At 48.9% G+C, this 16,224-nt stretch carries 15 protein-coding genes and 1 riboswitch; of the genes, 7 read left to right on the plus strand and 8 right to left on the minus strand.

The window, feature by feature from the left end:
• Positions 1 to 191: 191 nt before the first annotated feature.
• The 6 genes from ahpF to KNQ13_RS09890 form a co-directional block, all read right to left on the minus strand.
• Entirely contained in the window at positions 192 to 1,721 is a 1,530-nt protein-coding gene (ahpF, locus tag KNQ13_RS09865; RefSeq protein WP_026830470.1) for an alkyl hydroperoxide reductase subunit F, read from the minus strand.
• A 14-nt stretch (positions 1,722 to 1,735) separates the two neighbouring features.
• Positions 1,736 to 2,299, minus strand: a complete 564-nt coding sequence (gene ahpC, locus KNQ13_RS09870) for an alkyl hydroperoxide reductase subunit C (RefSeq protein ID WP_026830469.1) — start codon at positions 2,297 to 2,299, stop codon at positions 1,736 to 1,738.
• A gap of 220 nt (positions 2,300 to 2,519) precedes the next feature.
• On the minus strand, positions 2,520 to 3,920 hold the full coding sequence (gene gnd / locus KNQ13_RS09875) for a decarboxylating NADP(+)-dependent phosphogluconate dehydrogenase (RefSeq protein WP_014971703.1): 1,401 nt from the start codon (positions 3,918 to 3,920) through the stop codon (positions 2,520 to 2,522).
• An 18-nt stretch (positions 3,921 to 3,938) separates the two neighbouring features.
• Positions 3,939 to 5,285 (minus strand): GntP family permease, encoded by a 1,347-nt coding sequence (locus tag KNQ13_RS09880; RefSeq protein WP_014971702.1) that lies wholly within the window; start codon positions 5,283 to 5,285, stop codon positions 3,939 to 3,941.
• Between the two features lie 25 nt (positions 5,286 to 5,310).
• Complete coding sequence (gene gntK / locus KNQ13_RS09885) at positions 5,311 to 6,852, minus strand: gluconokinase (RefSeq protein WP_026830468.1); 1,542 nt, start codon at positions 6,850 to 6,852, stop codon at positions 5,311 to 5,313.
• Positions 6,845 to 7,561, minus strand: a complete 717-nt coding sequence (locus KNQ13_RS09890) for a GntR family transcriptional regulator (RefSeq protein WP_026830467.1) — start codon at positions 7,559 to 7,561, stop codon at positions 6,845 to 6,847. The genes gntK and KNQ13_RS09890 overlap by 8 nt, the downstream gene beginning before the upstream one ends.
• A 181-nt stretch (positions 7,562 to 7,742) precedes the next feature.
• On the opposite strand from KNQ13_RS09890, the gene KNQ13_RS09895 reads away from it, so the two are divergent.
• The 4 genes from KNQ13_RS09895 to mmuM all read left to right on the plus strand — a co-directional run bounded on the left by KNQ13_RS09895 (position 7,743) and on the right by mmuM (position 12,884).
• Positions 7,743 to 8,654: a ketopantoate reductase family protein gene (locus KNQ13_RS09895; RefSeq protein ID WP_026830466.1), complete on the plus strand. Its 912-nt coding sequence runs from the start codon at positions 7,743 to 7,745 to the stop codon at positions 8,652 to 8,654.
• A gap of 213 nt (positions 8,655 to 8,867) precedes the next feature.
• A complete protein-coding gene (locus KNQ13_RS09900) occupies positions 8,868 to 10,286 on the plus strand; it encodes a polysaccharide pyruvyl transferase family protein (protein ID WP_014971698.1) in 1,419 nt (472 codons plus the stop codon).
• Positions 10,287 to 10,393: 107 nt separating this feature from the next.
• Positions 10,394 to 10,495: riboswitch (SAM riboswitch) on the plus strand.
• A gap of 81 nt (positions 10,496 to 10,576) precedes the next feature.
• The gene (locus KNQ13_RS09905) at positions 10,577 to 11,977 is read left to right on the plus strand and encodes an amino acid permease (RefSeq protein ID WP_014971697.1); all 1,401 of its coding nucleotides are present in this window, start codon (positions 10,577 to 10,579) and stop codon (positions 11,975 to 11,977) included.
• Complete coding sequence (gene mmuM, locus KNQ13_RS09910; protein ID WP_026830465.1) at positions 11,952 to 12,884, plus strand: homocysteine S-methyltransferase; 933 nt, start codon at positions 11,952 to 11,954, stop codon at positions 12,882 to 12,884. The genes KNQ13_RS09905 and mmuM overlap by 26 nt, the downstream gene beginning before the upstream one ends.
• A gap of 63 nt (positions 12,885 to 12,947) precedes the next feature.
• Here mmuM and KNQ13_RS09915 read toward each other — a convergent pair whose 3' ends face one another.
• Complete coding sequence (locus KNQ13_RS09915) at positions 12,948 to 13,370, minus strand: MarR family winged helix-turn-helix transcriptional regulator (RefSeq protein ID WP_026830464.1); 423 nt, start codon at positions 13,368 to 13,370, stop codon at positions 12,948 to 12,950.
• 184 nt (positions 13,371 to 13,554) lie between these two features.
• On the opposite strand from KNQ13_RS09915, the gene KNQ13_RS09920 reads away from it, so the two are divergent.
• The gene (locus KNQ13_RS09920) at positions 13,555 to 14,010 is read left to right on the plus strand and encodes a CBS domain-containing protein (protein WP_014971694.1); all 456 of its coding nucleotides are present in this window, start codon (positions 13,555 to 13,557) and stop codon (positions 14,008 to 14,010) included.
• A gap of 15 nt (positions 14,011 to 14,025) precedes the next feature.
• Complete coding sequence (locus KNQ13_RS09925) at positions 14,026 to 15,264, plus strand: MFS transporter (protein ID WP_026830463.1); 1,239 nt, start codon at positions 14,026 to 14,028, stop codon at positions 15,262 to 15,264.
• A 61-nt stretch (positions 15,265 to 15,325) separates the two neighbouring features.
• Here the strand turns inward: KNQ13_RS09925 and KNQ13_RS09930 are convergent, their stop codons facing one another.
• Complete coding sequence (locus tag KNQ13_RS09930; protein ID WP_026830462.1) at positions 15,326 to 15,748, minus strand: DUF1801 domain-containing protein; 423 nt, start codon at positions 15,746 to 15,748, stop codon at positions 15,326 to 15,328.
• A 110-nt stretch (positions 15,749 to 15,858) separates the two neighbouring features.
• Here KNQ13_RS09930 and KNQ13_RS09935 point away from each other — a divergent pair, with 110 nt between their 5' ends.
• Positions 15,859 to 16,206, plus strand: a complete 348-nt coding sequence (locus KNQ13_RS09935; RefSeq protein ID WP_236624374.1) for a hypothetical protein — start codon at positions 15,859 to 15,861, stop codon at positions 16,204 to 16,206.
• Positions 16,207 to 16,224: the final 18 nt, after the last annotated feature.

Below are 16,224 nucleotides of genomic sequence, written 5' to 3' on the forward strand. Positions count from 1 at the left end.
TTTTCCGCTAATCATCCGAATGAAACGCATCAGGAATAAAAAATGAGAGCTTTCTCAACTCATCTTTTGGCTAAGTTGACATCTATGGGCTTGCGCCTCGCCCGAGAAAAGCACGGAAAGAAACATCTTTTGTGAAACATACCTTTTTTCTAATCAAAAAAACGCCTTGCCGAAGCAAAGCGTTTCGATAATCAGTTACGAATCATGTAATCGAAGGCACCGAGTGCAGCTGTAGCACCTGATCCCATCGAGATGATGATCTGTTTGTAAGCACTGTCCGTACAGTCACCGGCTGCGAAGACACCCGGGATGTTCGTTGCGCCATGACGATCGACAAGGATTTCACCGAACTTGTTGCGTTCGATCGTTTCGCCGAGCCAGTCTGTGTTTGGCACAAGACCGATTTGGACGAAAACGCCTTCGAGCTCGACATGATGCTCAGCACCTGTTGCGCGTTCGACATACGTGATGCCGTTCACTTTATCCGTACCTGTGATTTCCTTCGTCTGGGCGTTGGCAACGACCGTGACGTTCGGAAGACTTGCCAGACGGTCTTGTAAGACCGCGTCTGCTTTCAGTTCCGGTGCAAATTCAAGCACCGTCACATGTTTGACGAGACCGGCAAGATCGATCGCAGCTTCGACACCGGAATTCCCGCCGCCGATGACAGCGACACGTTTTCCTTCGAAGAGTGGACCGTCACAGTGGGGACAGTACGCAACCCCTTTGTTCTTGAACTCGAGTTCGCCCGGTACACCGATGTTGCGCCAGCGTGCTCCTGTTGAGAGGATCAGACTTTTCGTTTTCAAGACCGCACCGTTCTCAAGTTCCAGTTCGACGAGGTCTTTTTTCTCAAGACGTTTTGCCCGCTGGAGGTTCATGACATCGATGCCGTACTCTTTGACGTGTTCTTCAAGACTCGCAACGAGTTTCGGACCTTCCGTATACTTCATGCTGATGAAGTTCTCGATGCTCATCGTATCCATGACCTGACCGCCAAACCGTTCCGCGACGATCCCGGTCCGGATGCCTTTACGGGCTGCATAAATCGCGGCACTTGAACCAGCAGGACCTCCACCGACGACAAGGACGTCGTACGGATCTTTGTCCGCAAAGTCAGACGCATCGACACCTGTGCCGAGTTTCGCAAGAATTTCTTCGAGCGACATCCGACCGTTTCCGAACGCTTCGCCGTTGACGAAGACCGTTGGGACAGCCATGATTTCTTTCGCTTCGACTTCTTGTTTAAACGCGCCACCATCAATCATCGTGTGGCTGATATTTGGGTTCAGGACACTCATGACGTTTAAGGCTTGGACGACATCCGGACAGTTGTGGCAACTGAGACTGATGTAGGACTCGAAGTGGTATGTTTCTTTGATGCCTTTGATCTGATCGATCAGTGAAGCATCGACTTTTGGTGCACGACCGCTGACTTGGAGTAACGCCAAGACGAGGGACGTGAACTCGTGACCGAGTGGAATCCCGGCAAACGTGATTCCGCTCTCTTCACCGACACGATTGACGCTGAAGCTTGGTGTCCGAGCCAGTGACGCCTGCTCGATGCTGATTCGTGGTGACATGCTCGCGATTTCTTCGACGAGCTCGCTCATCTCAAGAGAAACGGAGTCTGTCCCGGCGCTGACCGCGAGGACAAGATCTCCTTCCAATAACTCCAGGTATTGAGCGAGTTGTGCTTTAATATCTGCTGCTAAAGCCATCTCAAATCCGCTCCTTAAATTTTTCCGACGAGGTCGAGGCTCGGTGTGAGTGTTGCAGAACCTTCTTCCCATTTCGCTGGGCAAACTTCGCCTGGGTTGTTGCGTACGTATTGTGCTGCTTTGATTTTGTTAACGAGTGTGCTTGCGTCGCGACCGATTCCGTCTGCGTTGATCTCAACCGTTTGGATGACACCGTCTGGATCGATGATGAACGTTCCGCGGTCTGCAAGTCCGTCTTGTTCGTTCAAGACTTCGAAGTTACGTGAGATGACGTGTGACGGATCACCAATCATGACGTACTCGATTTTACCGATTGTTTCTGAAGTTTCGTGCCAAGCTTTATGTGTAAAGTGCGTATCTGTTGAAACTGAGTAAACTTCAACGTCAAGCGCTTTGAGTGCTGCGTATTGGTTTTGAAGATCTTCGAGCTCAGTCGGGCAAACGAATGTAAAGTCTGCTGGGTAGAAACAAACGACACTCCATTTTCCACGAAGGTTAGCATCTGTAAGATCGACGAACTCTCCGTTATGGAATGCTGATGCACTGAATGGTTTTACTTCACTTCCGATTAAAGACATGATAAAAATCCTCCTGTTGGGTTCTATTTAAGAATCTGTTCTAGTGAAAAGAAAAAGCTGTATCTATCACACTAGAATAATTCTAATCTAATACTAATTTCATATAACCGCTCTGTTTTGTCAAGAGATAACCTGTAATTTCCTATTCTGATAAACAAAGTGTGAACAAAAAAAGAACTCCCGTTTTCCTGAACGAAACAGGAAACGAGAGCTGTATGAGTTACTGCCAGTCCGTATGGAACGTCCCTTCGCGATCGGTTCGGGCATATGTATGTGCACCGAAATAATCACGTTGGGCTTGTAAGATGTTGGCGTTAGAACTAGCAGTTCGGTAGCTGTCGTAATACGTCAATGAGGTGCTGAGACATGGAGCAGCGAGTCCGGACAAGAAACCTTCTGCGACGACTTGGCGCAGTGACGTTTGATAAGCCTGAACCTTCTCGGCGAAGTACGGCGCGAGCATCAGGTTCGCCAGTGACTCGTCCTTGGCAAAGGCGTCACTGATGACGTTGAGGAAATCGGCCCGGATGATGCAGCCGCCGCGGAAGATCAAGGCGATTTCTTCGAGGCGTAAATTCCAGTCATACAGTTCGGACGACGCCCGGTACTGGGTGAAGCCTTGGGCATAGGCTGCAATTTTCCCCATATAAAGCGCTTGGCGGATTCGCTCGATCCAGACGTCTTTATCAAGCGTTTCACGGGCGTCTGGTCCGCCGAGGACAGTAGCCGCTACGACACGTTCTTCTTTGACGGCCGAGAGATAACGGGCGAACAAGGCTTCGGTAATGATCGAAGAGGCGATCCCATTATCAATCGATTGCATGCTCGTCCATTTGCCTGTGCCTTTTTGACCGGCTTGGTCCAAGATGACATCGATCAATGGAAGACCGGTCGCATCATCTTTTTTCCGGAGAATATCCGCTGTGATTTCAATCAGGTAACTTTTCAGTTCGCCTTCGTTCCAAGACGAGAAGACATCAGCGATTTCTTCAACGTCGAGTCCAAGACGGAACCGGAGGAAACTGTACGCTTCTGCAATCAATTGCATGTCCGCATATTCGATGCCGTTGTGGACCATTTTGACGAAATGACCGGCCCCTTTTGGTCCGATGTAGACGCAACACGGCTCGCCGTTCACTTTGGCGGCAATCTTCGTCAAAATCGGTGCAACTTGTGCGTAGGCTTCTTTTGTTCCACCCGGCATGATGGCAGGACCGGTCCGGGCACCGACTTCACCGCCGGAGACACCGACGCCGATGTATTCGATCTTGTGTTGTTGCAATTGATCAAAACGACGTTCTGTATCGAGGAAATGAGAATTCCCGCCGTCCATGATGATATCGCCTTCTTCAAGATGCGGAATGAGTGATTCGATGACTGAATCAATCGCGCTTCCTGCCGTGACCATCACGAAAATTTTCCGTGGACGGGCAAGGGATTGAACAAAATCTGCTACTTCGTAATAAGGATGCAGCGGTAATCCTTCGTTATGTGCCATTAAGTCATCTGTTAAATCACGTGTGTAGTTGTAGACGGCGACGTCTTCTTGATGGCTCGCCATGTTGAGGGCGATGTTGCGCCCCATGACACCGAGCCCGATGACTCCGATTGAATGTAGCATATAGATCGACTCCTTTTTTTAGACGACGAGACTGAGTAAGAGGACGAATCCAAGTCCGAAGACGGAAATGATTGTCTCAAGCAAGGTCCACGTCGCGAACGTTTCTTTCATCGTTAATCCAAAATATTCTTTAAACATCCAGAACCCGGCATCGTTGACGTGGGAAGCGATCAAACTGCCGGCTCCAGTCGCCAAGACGACGAGTGCGAGGTTGACGTCCGATTGACCGAGCAACGGAATGACGAGACCGGCTGTCGTCAGTGAGGCGACCGTCGCCGAACCAAGTGAAATCCGTAAGATGGCGGCGATGATCCAGGCAAGTAAAATCGGTGATAATGTCGTTCCGTCAAAGATTTCAGCGACGTAATCACCGACACCACCATCAATCAGCACCTGTTTAAAGGCACCACCACCACCGATGATCAATAACATCATCCCGATTTGGGTGATCGCGGTCGTACATGAATCCATGACCGTTCTGATCGGAATCTGGCGAGCCAGTCCCATCGTATAGACAGCGACGAGCAAGGAAATCAGCATCGCCGTCGACGCGTTTCCGATGAACTGAATGGCAGCTAAAGTGGGGTTGTTGTCCCAGCCAAGCGTCTTTTGTAATAACGTTAATACGGTTGCGATCGACATCAGGAGGACCGGTAACATCGCCGTGAAGACACTGATGCCGAACCCTGGTGTATCATTTAAATCAAATTCCTTCTGTTCCCCGAGTGACGCGATGTTGCCTGTTTTCTTGAATGATTCCGGTACGATACGCTTCGCGATTTTCGTGAAAATCGGACCGGCGATGATGACCGTCGGTACGGCAACGATAAAGCCGTATAAGAGAACTTGACCAAGGTCGGCGCCGTACTCGCCGGCAATGACAGTTGGGCCCGGATGGGGCGGCAGGAAACCGTGTGTGACCGATAAAGCGGCGACCATCGGAATCCCGAGATAGAGAATCGAGACCCGTAACTGACGTGAAATCGCGAAGACGATTGGAATCAATAAAACCAATCCGACTTCAAAGAACAAGGCAATCCCGATGATGAATGAAGCGACGACGACGGCCCATTGGATATTCTTTTCCCCAAATTTCGCGACAAGCGTCATCGCGATTCGTTGCGCACCACCAGCGTCGGCAATCAGCTTTCCGAGCATCGCACCAAGTCCGAAGATCAAGGCGAGGTGACCAAGCGTTCCGCCGAGACCGGCTTCGATCGTCGTGACGATTTGATCAAGCGGCATTCCAAGCAGTAACGCGACGACGAATGAGACGATGATCAGTGAAACGAATGTATTTAATTTTAACCCCATGATTAAGACGAGTAATAAAACAATCCCGATGGCAACAATGACTAATGGCATGTGACTTCCCCCAAAAAACGTTAAGTTAAATTTCTTTTTGAATCAAACCCCGTTGATACGTAGCGATGCGTCGATAGTCGTTTTCAAGAACGCGCGCTAAACTGATGAAGATCGGTAATAACTGACGATACTCGTGCATCGCTTCTTCATTTGGTACATGACGATGTGTATCACCGATCATGTCGGCTGCCACCTCAAATGAATCGACTTCCCCCGTCGCATACAATCCGAGAATACAGGCCCCAAGACATGAACTTTCAAAACTTTCCGGAATGACGACTTCTGATTCGAAGATATCCGCCATCATCTGACGCCACACTTCAGAACGGGCGAACCCCCCGGTCGCCTGAATCCGTGTGACCGGACCATCCATACATTCAATGAGCGCAAGGAAAACGGTGTACAAGTTATAGATGACACCTTCCAGGGCTGCCCGAATCATATGTTCCTTTTTATGCGACAATGTCAGACCAAAAAATGAGCCGCTGACGTCCGGATTCCAGAGCGGCGCCCGTTCGCCGGACAGATACGGATGGAACAGTAAACCGTCCGAACCGGGGCGGACCCGTTCCGCGATTTTCGTCAAGACGGCATACGGATCAATCCCGAGTCGTTTCGCCGTTTCGACTTCAGACGATGCAAGCTCGTCGCGAATCCAGCGTAAGACCATCCCTCCGTTATTGACCGGACCACCGATGACCCAATGGTTTTCGGTTAAGGCATAACAGAAGATCCGGCCTTTTTCGTCCGTTTGCGGCCGGTCGATGATCGTCCGGATGGCACCACTCGTTCCGATCGTAATCGCGATTTCGCCTTTGCGGATCGCATTGACGCCAAGATTCGACAGGACGCCGTCACTGGCTCCGATCAGGAATGGTGTAGAGGAATCTAGTCCAATTTGTTTGGCGTATTCCGGTGCGAGATTCGTAAACGAAGTCGTCGTTGAAACCGGTCGTGACAGTTTGGATGCATCGATGCCGGCGACGTGCAAGGCTTCTGTATCCCAGTCGAGTTCATGAATGTTGAACAAGCCGGTTGCGGACGCGAGTGAGTGGTCGATGACATATTCACCGAACAAACGTTGGAAGACAAATTCCTTGATGCCGATATATTTTTTTGTCCGGGCGGCGATGTCGGGATGTTCTTCGACGAGCCAACAAATCTTGCTGAGTGGTGACATCGGATGGACCGGTGTTCCTGTCCGGTGATAGATCGAATAACCATACTGTTCTTTGATCTTGTTCGACCAGGCCTCGCTTCGGCTGTCCGCCCACGTGATGCAGGCAGTCAACGGTTGATCGTGTTCGTCCATCGCAATCAGACTGTGCATCGCGCTGCTGAAGGCGACGAACTTGGGATGTTCCGTCGGATGTTGTTTCGTCATCAACCGGATGCTTTCCAACACAGCATGAAAAATCTCTTCCGGATCCTGCTCCGCCGTCGAACGGTTTGGTGTATGAAGCGGATAACCGACATTCGTTTGTCCGACGACTTCCCCTTTTGTCGTGAAGAGCACTGCTTTTGTACTTGTCGTTCCGATATCGATTCCTAACATATATTCAGTCATGCGGCTCTACTCCCTTCGTCATCAGTTGTTGCGATTTCCATAAATCCTCAACTTCCTGTACATCATCAAAGTTCTGGTGCAGGGAAGCGATCATCCGTTTACGATCGCCGGTCTCGATGGCTTCGATGTAGAGCGCGTGGTTCTCAAGAATCCGCTCGAAATCTTCGATATCATCATCCAGACGCTGACGCATCGACAATAAGATGAAGCTTTCCATGACGGGCTTGAGATTCTGCCACATCATGCTGACATAGCCGTGATCAATCGATCGGATGATCGTTTCATGGAACAGGACGTCTTGATAAGAAAATTCATCCGCATCCTTATACTTGATGGCAATCTTCATCATCTCGAGAATCTTGCTCAATTCACGGACAAGATCCTGGCGATCCATCCGGACGATACGTTCGAAGACGAACGTCTCGATTAACAGACGGACATCGTAAATTTCCTGGATGTCTTGCTTCGACAGTCCGACGACGACGGCACCCATCCGTTCCAACCGGATGATGCGTTCTGACGCCAACACCTTCAGGGCATCCCGGACAGGCGACCGACTGACGGAAAAATCAGCGGCTAATTTGTTTTCAGATAAGACTGTACCGCTCTCGATCTTGCCGGAAATGATCCGCATGCGCAGTTCATAGGCGACACGATCACCGGCGGATGCTTTTGATAACCACTTAATCGGGTATAAAAGATCAGACATAAAAACACCTACTTTGTTTGATGAGTATACTTGTATACAAGTAGTATAAACGACGGAAACTAAAATGCAAGCGCTTTAATTAAATTGTCATCTTTGTCCAATTCGGTCTGATCTGTATGATAGGCTAGACAAAGAACAGGTACTAATGGAAGAAAAAAATCAGAGATCCGGAGGGATGAAAATGAAAATTCTAGTTGTCGGAGCAGGGGCGGTCGGCGGTTATTTTGGAGGACGTTTGGCGGAAAAAGGGGAGGATGTCACGTTTTTAGTCCGTAAACGCCGCATGCAGGAGTTAGAAAAATCCGGACTCCAGATCAGCAGTCCGCACGGTGATTTTGAGATGTCGCCACGTGTAATCGAAGCTGGAACAGATGAGACGTTTGATCTGATTCTGCTTTCGACGAAAGCCTACCACCTGAATCAAGTCGTACAGGATATCGAACCGTTTGTCGTGGAACATACATACATTCTGCCATTGTTAAATGGAATGGCACATCTGGAGCGGTTAACTGAAACATTTGGTGAACACCGTGTGCTCGGCGGACTATGCTTTATTGAATCGACACTGGATGAACAGGGACGGATTCTTCAAACCAGTCCTTCCCATCATCTGTTGTTTGGTCCATTAACGGGGGAACGGACGCAACGCTTGGCAGAACTGGAACGGCATCTGACCGGGACAAAATCGCCGATCAAGTATTCGGAAACCATCATCCGTGACATGTGGAACAAGTATCTTTTCATCACGACGTTTTCCGGTGTGACGTCGCTCTTCCGTTCGGCGATTGGTCCGATCCGAGAGCAGGAACAGGGGATGGAGCTGATCCGTCAATTGACGGCTGAAGCAAAACAGGCGATGGAGCAACAAGGTGCTGTCTTCAGTGACGAGATCGAACAGGTTCAAGAAAAACAGATCGTTCAAATGACCGACACGATGAAATCCTCCCTGCAACGCGACATGGAAAAGGGACAGGATGTCGAGGACGATCATCTCTTCGGAAGTCTGCTCATGACGGCGGATCAAACGAGGTATCCGCTGTTACGAGCTATTTATGCCAACTTACAGGTCTATCGAGCCACACGCACCTCCTGAAAATCAAGTAATGGGTTTATTATATTGGAAAAATTACCATGAAAATCGATCATTTTCAGGTCTGTTTGAAAACGGATCTGCTCGGCTATACATTGACTTTTTGAATCAAACTCCTCTATTCTTAATGAGATTGATAAAAACCGTTAATATATTTTTTGACGTTAATTTAATGATAAAACAAGAACACCAGATGTGAGAGGGGATTTACTTTACATGACACGTATTATTATTCGCGCAGGTATGACACCGTTTGAACAGTTTGACGCAGAGTATCTCATGAAACACAATTCAATCGGAGGAAATGTTGGGAACTTGATTTATCAATACAGCATCTTCCGTACATTGATGACAGAAGGTACGACGATTACACCGGATTACTACTACTATGAAGAAGAGCGTGCAGATGAGATCAACGCGAACTTTGATTTGTATGTCATTCCGCTCGCTGACGCATTCCGTAAAGAATTCGTCCCGACACTGCGTAAATATACGAAATTAATTAAAAAACTCAAGATTCCAGTCGTCGTCATCGGCGTTGGTTTACGCGCACCATTTGAGCCGGATCTAAAAGAAGGTTTCTCATTCGATGAAGATGTGAAAGCTTTTGTCAGCGCAGTTCTTGAACGCTCAAGCATGCTTGGACTTCGCGGCGAAATCACATCAAAATACTTGACGCGTCTTGGTTTCCGCGAAGGAATCGATCACAAAGTCATCGGTTGCCCATCGATGTATGCCTTTGGCCGTGATTTAAAAATCCGTGAGACGAACATCACAAAAGATTCGATGATCGGTGTCAACTCGTCACGTCTTGCACCACAAAACGTCCTCAACTTCATCACACGCGGAATGGAAGAGTACCCGAACCACTACTTCATCCCACAATGGATGAAAGAGTTACGTTTGACGTACACAGGAACACATCCGATTGCTGACTTATCTGTAACGAACTATCCGGTTAAAATGTCGGATCCGACTTACATGAACGACCGTGTCCGCTTCTTCTTGAACGCACAGACATGGATCGACTTCTTGAAAGAAGCTGACTTCAGCTTCGGAGCACGTCTTCACGGTAACATCACGGCAACACTTGCCGGAACACCAAGTATCCTGATTCCAAAAGATGCACGGATGCGCGAATTAACGGATTATCACCAATTGACACACATCTGGGCAAACGACATCACAGACAGCACACGCTTGTCAGATGTAATTGAGTCGGCTGACTTCCAAAGCCCGACACGTGTCCAAGCGCGTAACTTTGATAATTTCGTTGAATTCTTGAACACAAATGATTTAGAGCACATCTACAAAGAAACGAACTACCCAGAGAACGTTCCGTTTGATCGTGAAATGGCAAAAGCAGAGTTGCTTCCAGTCGTCAAACCGATCACAGGAATCAGTATTGAAGAAGCCGTTTCACGTTTTGAATCGTACTTCCCAGAAGAAGAACAAAAAATCGTCGCAGCTCAAAAACGCGATAAAGCAAAAATGGCTGAAAAAGATAAGAAAATCAAATCGCTTCAAGGCAAGTTGAACAGTCAGACAAAAGAAATCAAGCATCAACAAGGCACACTGAACCGGAAAGCGGTTCGGATGGCATTGAAGACAGCTGATTTGTTTGCGAAGAAATAAGCTACGGACGTCTTATACCATTTTGGTGTAAGGCGTTTTTTTGTGTAATGAATTCTGAATTGTTTTGACAATTCAAAACAGGGTTGGTACTGTTATGAAAAATTACATTCTTATCCAGAGAGGTGGAGGGACTGGCCCTTTGAAGCCTCAGCAACAGGTCGAAAGATACTGTGCTAATTCCTGCGGGTGTCGTACCCGATCGATAAGCTTCTTTTTATTGTCGACCGACGCACCCATGTATGTGGGTGCGTTTTTTTATTTTATGAGAAAAAGAGGAGTGTGGAGGAGTAATGAAAGAAGGAACATTTCGCCGGAAAATGGAATCCCGGCATATCGTCATGTTGTCACTCGGCGGCGTCATCGGGACCGGATTATTTTTAAGTACAGGTTACACGCTCGAGCAGGCAGGGCGGGTCGGAACGATTTTATCGTACTTGGTCGGAGCACTCGCCGTGTATCTAGTCATGCTCTGCTTAGGAGAACTGGCCGTACATATGCCGGAGACGGGTGCCTTTCACAGCTACGCGACGAAGTATCTTGGATCCGGAACAGGTTATACCGTCGCTTGGCTCTACTGGCTGACGTGGACGGTGGCGCTCGGTTCAGAATTTACGGCAGCCGGTTTATTGATGCAACGGTGGTTTCCGGATGTCCCGGTCTGGCTGTTCAGTGCCTTGTTCGTCGTCATGATTTTAGGCATCAATGTCTTGACGGTTCGTTTGTTCGCAGAAGTTGAATTTTGGTTTTCGGCTGTCAAAGTATTAACGATTTTAGTATTCATCGTCTTAGGGACAGCAGCGATTGTCGGATTTCTGCCACTCGCGGACGGATCGCAAGCGCCGCTTCTTGCCCCGTTGACGGATGGCGGATTATTCCCGAACGGAGCATTCGCCATCCTGATGACGATGCTCGCCGTCAACTTTGCCTATTCCGGAACAGAGTTGATCGGGATTGCAGCAGGTGAGGCCGTCGATCCGAAACGGACGGTTCCGCTGGCCATTCGAACAACGGTCTTCCGGCTTGTCTTATTTTTTGTCGGGACGATTATCGTTCTCGCGATTCTGTTACCCAACGATTCAAAAGGAGTGCTCGAAAGCCCATTCGTTGCCGTATTCGAACGGATTGGTCTGCCGTTTGCTGCAGATATCATGAATTTCGTCATCCTGACGGCGATTTTGTCAGCGGCGAACTCGGGTCTGTACGCCGCTTCACGGATGCTTTGGTCACTTTCCGATCAACGGATGATCACGCCGTTCTTTTCTAAATTAAATGCAAGCGGAGTCCCGACACGTGCCGTTCTCTTCAGTATGCTCGGAGGTCTACTCGCCTTATTGTCCAGTGTCTATGCACCGGGTTCCGTTTACATTGCGCTCGTTTCGATTTCCGGACTGGCAGTTGTCGTCGTCTGGATGAGCATCAGTGCTTCCCAGTTCATGTTTCGCAAGCGCTATCTGCAAGAGGGACATGATGTAAACGATTTGGTTTACCGGACACCTTGGTATCCATTTGTCCCGATTCTGTCATTTTTAATGTGTTTGGCTTCACTGATCGGGATCGCCTTTGATCCGACACAACGGGTCGCTCTGTATTTCGGGGTGCCGTTTATCGCCGTCTGCTACATCGTGCATCATCTAACGAAAACCTCATGGAAACGGAGTGAAGAAGATGTCAAAGAACAACAATCCAGTTGAACAACTGTTAAAGGAAAAGCCGTATCTTTTATTGGACGGCGCATTGGCGACGGAACTCGAGCGCCACGGGAGCAATCTCGAGGACCCGCTGTGGTCGGCTCGGGTATTGCTTGAGGAACCGGAGCAGATTCACCGCGTCCATACGGATTATTTTAAAATTGGGGCAGATTGCGCCATCACGTCCAGTTATCAAGCGAGTGTCGCCGGTTTTAGCAGCCGGGGAATCAAAGAAGACGAAGCGATTGAACTGATGAAACAAACGGTTTATCTGGCGCAACAGGCGCGTGCGGAAACCGGACAGGCGGCAAGTCACGCCCTGATTGCGGGATCGGTCGGTCCTTACGGTGCGTATCTGTCAGACGGTTCCGAGTATGTCGGTCATTACGGAGTCGACGATGCACAACTGGAAGCATTCCACCGTCCGCGGCTTGAAGCGTTGATTGCAGCAGGGGCAGACGTGTTGGCGTTTGAGACGATTCCGTCCTTACAGGAAGCAAAAGTACTGTTTCGACTGCTCGAAGAATTTCCGGAACGATCGGCGTGGCTTGCCTTTTCTCTGCGTGACGCAACACACATCAGTGAAGGAACACCGTTAAGTGAATGTATCGAGTCCTTAGGGGAGCATCCGCAACTGGCGGCAATCGGCGCCAACTGTTTTCCGGCGTCGATCGCGACCGACTTCATCACGACATTAAAACAACTGACGGATGTGCCGATCATCGTCTATCCGAATTCTGGGGAACAGTATGATCCGGTCAGCAAGACCTGGTCCGGTGAAGCAGTCTGTACCGCGTTTGAAGACGTTGCCCCCGAATGGTATGCCGCAGGTGCCCGGTTGATCGGCGGCTGTTGTCGGACGACGCCGGAGCAAATCGAACGGATTCAACAGAAGGTGACAATCGGTTAACAGGCGACAATAAAAAACAGAGGGCGGATGGAAATCCGTCCTCTGTTTCATATTCTAAGGAGTTCACCGTTCCCGTAATGCTTGGTTGAACTTCTTCAGCAATCGCCCAAATGACTCGGCATCTTCATCCGGCCAGTCTGTCAGCAACCGTTCGATACTCGTCAGACGGGCCGTCCGGTAAATTTCGAGCTCCTGTTGACCGTAATGGGTGATGTTGTAAAAGAAGGCCCGGCCGTCTGTCGGGTCTTTTATTTTTTCGACTAATTTTTTCTGATCGAGCGCAGCAGCTTGCCGGCTGACGGTCGACACATCGAGTTGTAATTCGCGTGCCAGTGTCTTGACACCGACCTGACCGGAATCGGACAACTGGCGCAAGAGTAAGTAGGAAGCGCGATCCAAGTTACGGTTATCGGCCGTCGCTGTCGTCAAACGACGAATTAAAATCGCCAGTTGGAGCTCGATCGTTTCCAGGGATTGATTGGACATGTTGTCACCTCTTATTTGCATTCATTGCCCTCATCATTACGCACACACTGTCCTCTGTCAATCAAAGGCAGGCTTCTTGACAGGGTTATAGTTGTATTATACAATCATAAATGTCATTTAATTGTATCGTGCAACTTATTAATAAGAACTCATCCATTACAGCATGTTACGAAGGAGAATTCCGATGAAAGCTTATCAATCGATGAAAGAGACGGTCATTACCGTCAACGAACAAGATACAATCCGGACGGTTGTTGAACGTTTTATCACGTCTGGAATCAGTGGGGTCCCGGTCGTCAACGACCAGCAGGAAGTTGTCGGCTATATCAGCGATGGGGATATCATGCGAGTAATCGGCAAACATAAAGATATCATCGTCGATACGTTTTTGTACGTCGACGTCATCAAAGGCGATGACAAAAACTACGAAGAACGGGTCCGTCACATCTTGACGCGTCCCGTCATGGACATGGCGCGCCGGAAAGTCGTCACAGCCAACGTTGAGACCGAGATGGAAGAAATTGCGGCTACACTTGGCGCAAAACGAATCAAAAAATTACCGATTCTAAAAGACGGAAAGCTCGTCGGAATCATCAGTCGCGGTGACGTCATCCGTCACTCCTTTAAACAGTTTATTTAAGAAAGAAGGATTTATATGGCTTTTGCTGAAAAAACAACGACACTTGCGCCTGAGACAGTCTTAGAGGAAAGCAAACATGGTTTACTGCATCAACCGATTGCTGTATGGGCAGTATTTTTTGCCAGTATCACGGCTTTCATGGGAATGGGACTCGTTAATCCGGTCTTACCGACGATTGCCGAAAATCTAGAAGCCTCTAAAAGTGAAGTGACACTCTTATTTACGAGCTATAATGCCGTCATGGCGTTTGCGATGTTGATTACCGGTGCGATTTCGTCTCGGATCGGTCAAAAGGGAACACTGATGCTTGGGATTGCCGTCATTGCGGTTGTCGCCGGTTTTGCATCACAAGCAGATAGTATCTGGACACTCGTCGCCTTGCGTGGCGGTTGGGGGCTCGGAAACGCCTTGTTCGTCGCGACGGCACTTGCTGCCATCGTATCCCTCTCATCCGGCGGAACGGCGAAAGCCATCATCTTATATGAAGCGGCAGTCGGTCTTGGTATTTCGATTGGGCCCTTGCTTGGTGGAACACTTGGTTCGATCACCTGGCGTGCCCCGTTCATGGGTGTCGCGACGATCATGGTCATCGCGTTCCTCGTTTTGTTATTCTTGATGCCAAAACCAGTCGCAACGGCGACACCAGCGAAAAAGATTTCGTTGATTGCCCCATTCCAGGCGATGAAGCACCGTTCGCTGTTGACACTTGGGATCGTCGCAGCCTTGTATAACGTCGGATTCTTCACGATCATGGCGTATGCACCATTTGTCATGAAGTTGCCGGCGCAAGGACTCGGCTTCGTCTTCCTCGGTTGGGGAATGTTGCTCGCCTTGACGTCTGTTCTGACCGCACCGAAATTAAAACAATGGCTCGGCACGATCAAAGCAATGGTGCTGATGCTTCTCTTGTTCGCCGTCCTGTTACTGTTAATGGGAATCTTTACAGAAACACCGGCTGTCGTCATCGTTTGTGTCATTCTTGCGGGAGCCGTGCTCGGGAACAATAACACCTTGATTACGACGGCAGTCATGGATGCAGCACCGGTCGAACGTTCGACGGCGTCAGCGGCATACAGTTTCTTACGTTTTCTCGGGGCAGCCATCGCGCCATTCATGGCCGGTAAATTGGCTGAGATCTATAACGCCAACCTCCCGTTTTATGTCGGGAGTGCATTCGTTCTTCTGTCTGTCGTCATCATCGGGGTCAATCTCAAACATATTCGTCATATCGACACAGCAGACAGTGGACATTGATTTAAGCAGCAAGCGTCCCTTCTTTCGCAGTCAGCGGAAGAGGGGACGTTTTTTAGTGCCCTCAGGATTTTGGATACGTCTTTTCGAGGAAAGCGACCGAATGGACAATCAGTTCCCTTAAGACAAGCAGATCGATATCTGCTAGTTTATTGATAGAGATGCAACTTTTTCCACTCTTGTGTTTGCCGAGACGTACCAAGAATTGCTCCCGCTCCGGACCTGTTGCGAAATACAGACTGATGTTCGCTTTGCGGGGCGAGAATCCGACAAGAAATGAATCTCCTTCGTGTCCGGAGGAATAACGATAATGATAGTGACCAAATCCGATCATCGTGTTCCCCCATATGACGGCCGGATAACCCGTCATTTCTTCAAAAATCTGCCGTAATTGCTCACAATCCGTCCGTTTCATCGGTGGCGTGATCGTACTCAAAAAGGCATCGACGTTTTGATCTGTCGGTAAGGTCTTTTGCTGATCGGTCATAAGAAAACTCCTTTCGTGAGTCGATAACGGTACCCTGATGTCTATAGTAAGAAGATTCCCGATTTCTGGGATGTTCACTCCAAAGAAAAGAGGTGAATGAGTTGAAACACGTGATTTCATTTGTAGGATACGATGAGACGCTTGTCTGGCAAATCGTCGAGGTCAATCCAATCATAGAGACACTGCAGATCGAAGTCTTGTATCAGGATATGCTTATCCATGAAATGATGCTGTCCTTCTCCGAGTATGATCAATTTGCAAGCCGGTTTCGGCGGGTGCATGAACAGTTGCCGGGTGTCGTGTCGTTTCAAGATAACGGCTTTTTGTTTAAACTCGTATACGACCGACTCGGTCATGTCCGGATCGAATGGTGTGTTGCCGGTGAACCGAAACACGTCCTGCCGTCTGATCAGAGTTATATTGGGCAAGCGCTCGCTTTAATGGGTGTCTACACTTAAAAATCCTCCATCTGTCCC

It is taken from the genome of Exiguobacterium sp. s128 (genome assembly GCF_018618815.1).
GTDB lineage: Bacteria > Bacillota > Bacilli > Exiguobacteriales > Exiguobacteriaceae > Exiguobacterium_A > Exiguobacterium_A antarcticum.

What these genes read in the sequence shown, in the direction of transcription:
- ahpF (WP_026830470.1), bottom strand. Translation starts at nt 1,721, where the DNA reads ATGGCTTTAGCAGCAGATATTAAAGCACAACTCGCTCAATACCTGGAG.
- ahpC (WP_026830469.1), bottom strand. Translation starts at nt 2,299, where the DNA reads ATGTCTTTAATCGGAAGTGAAGTAAAACCATTCAGTGCATCAGCATTC.
- gnd (WP_014971703.1), bottom strand. Translation starts at nt 3,920, where the DNA reads ATGCTACATTCAATCGGAGTCATCGGGCTCGGTGTCATGGGGCGCAAC.
- KNQ13_RS09880 (WP_014971702.1), bottom strand. Translation starts at nt 5,285, where the DNA reads ATGCCATTAGTCATTGTTGCCATCGGGATTGTTTTATTACTCGTCTTA.
- gntK (WP_026830468.1), bottom strand. Translation starts at nt 6,852, where the DNA reads ATGACTGAATATATGTTAGGAATCGATATCGGAACGACAAGTACAAAA.
- KNQ13_RS09890 (WP_026830467.1), bottom strand. Translation starts at nt 7,561, where the DNA reads ATGTCTGATCTTTTATACCCGATTAAGTGGTTATCAAAAGCATCCGCC.
- KNQ13_RS09895 (WP_026830466.1), top strand. Translation starts at nt 7,743, where the DNA reads ATGAAAATTCTAGTTGTCGGAGCAGGGGCGGTCGGCGGTTATTTTGGA.
- KNQ13_RS09900 (WP_014971698.1), top strand. Translation starts at nt 8,868, where the DNA reads ATGACACGTATTATTATTCGCGCAGGTATGACACCGTTTGAACAGTTT.
- KNQ13_RS09905 (WP_014971697.1), top strand. Translation starts at nt 10,577, where the DNA reads ATGAAAGAAGGAACATTTCGCCGGAAAATGGAATCCCGGCATATCGTC.
- mmuM (WP_026830465.1), top strand. Translation starts at nt 11,952, where the DNA reads ATGTCAAAGAACAACAATCCAGTTGAACAACTGTTAAAGGAAAAGCCG.
- KNQ13_RS09915 (WP_026830464.1), bottom strand. Translation starts at nt 13,370, where the DNA reads ATGTCCAATCAATCCCTGGAAACGATCGAGCTCCAACTGGCGATTTTA.
- KNQ13_RS09920 (WP_014971694.1), top strand. Translation starts at nt 13,555, where the DNA reads ATGAAAGCTTATCAATCGATGAAAGAGACGGTCATTACCGTCAACGAA.
- KNQ13_RS09925 (WP_026830463.1), top strand. Translation starts at nt 14,026, where the DNA reads ATGGCTTTTGCTGAAAAAACAACGACACTTGCGCCTGAGACAGTCTTA.
- KNQ13_RS09930 (WP_026830462.1), bottom strand. Translation starts at nt 15,748, where the DNA reads ATGACCGATCAGCAAAAGACCTTACCGACAGATCAAAACGTCGATGCC.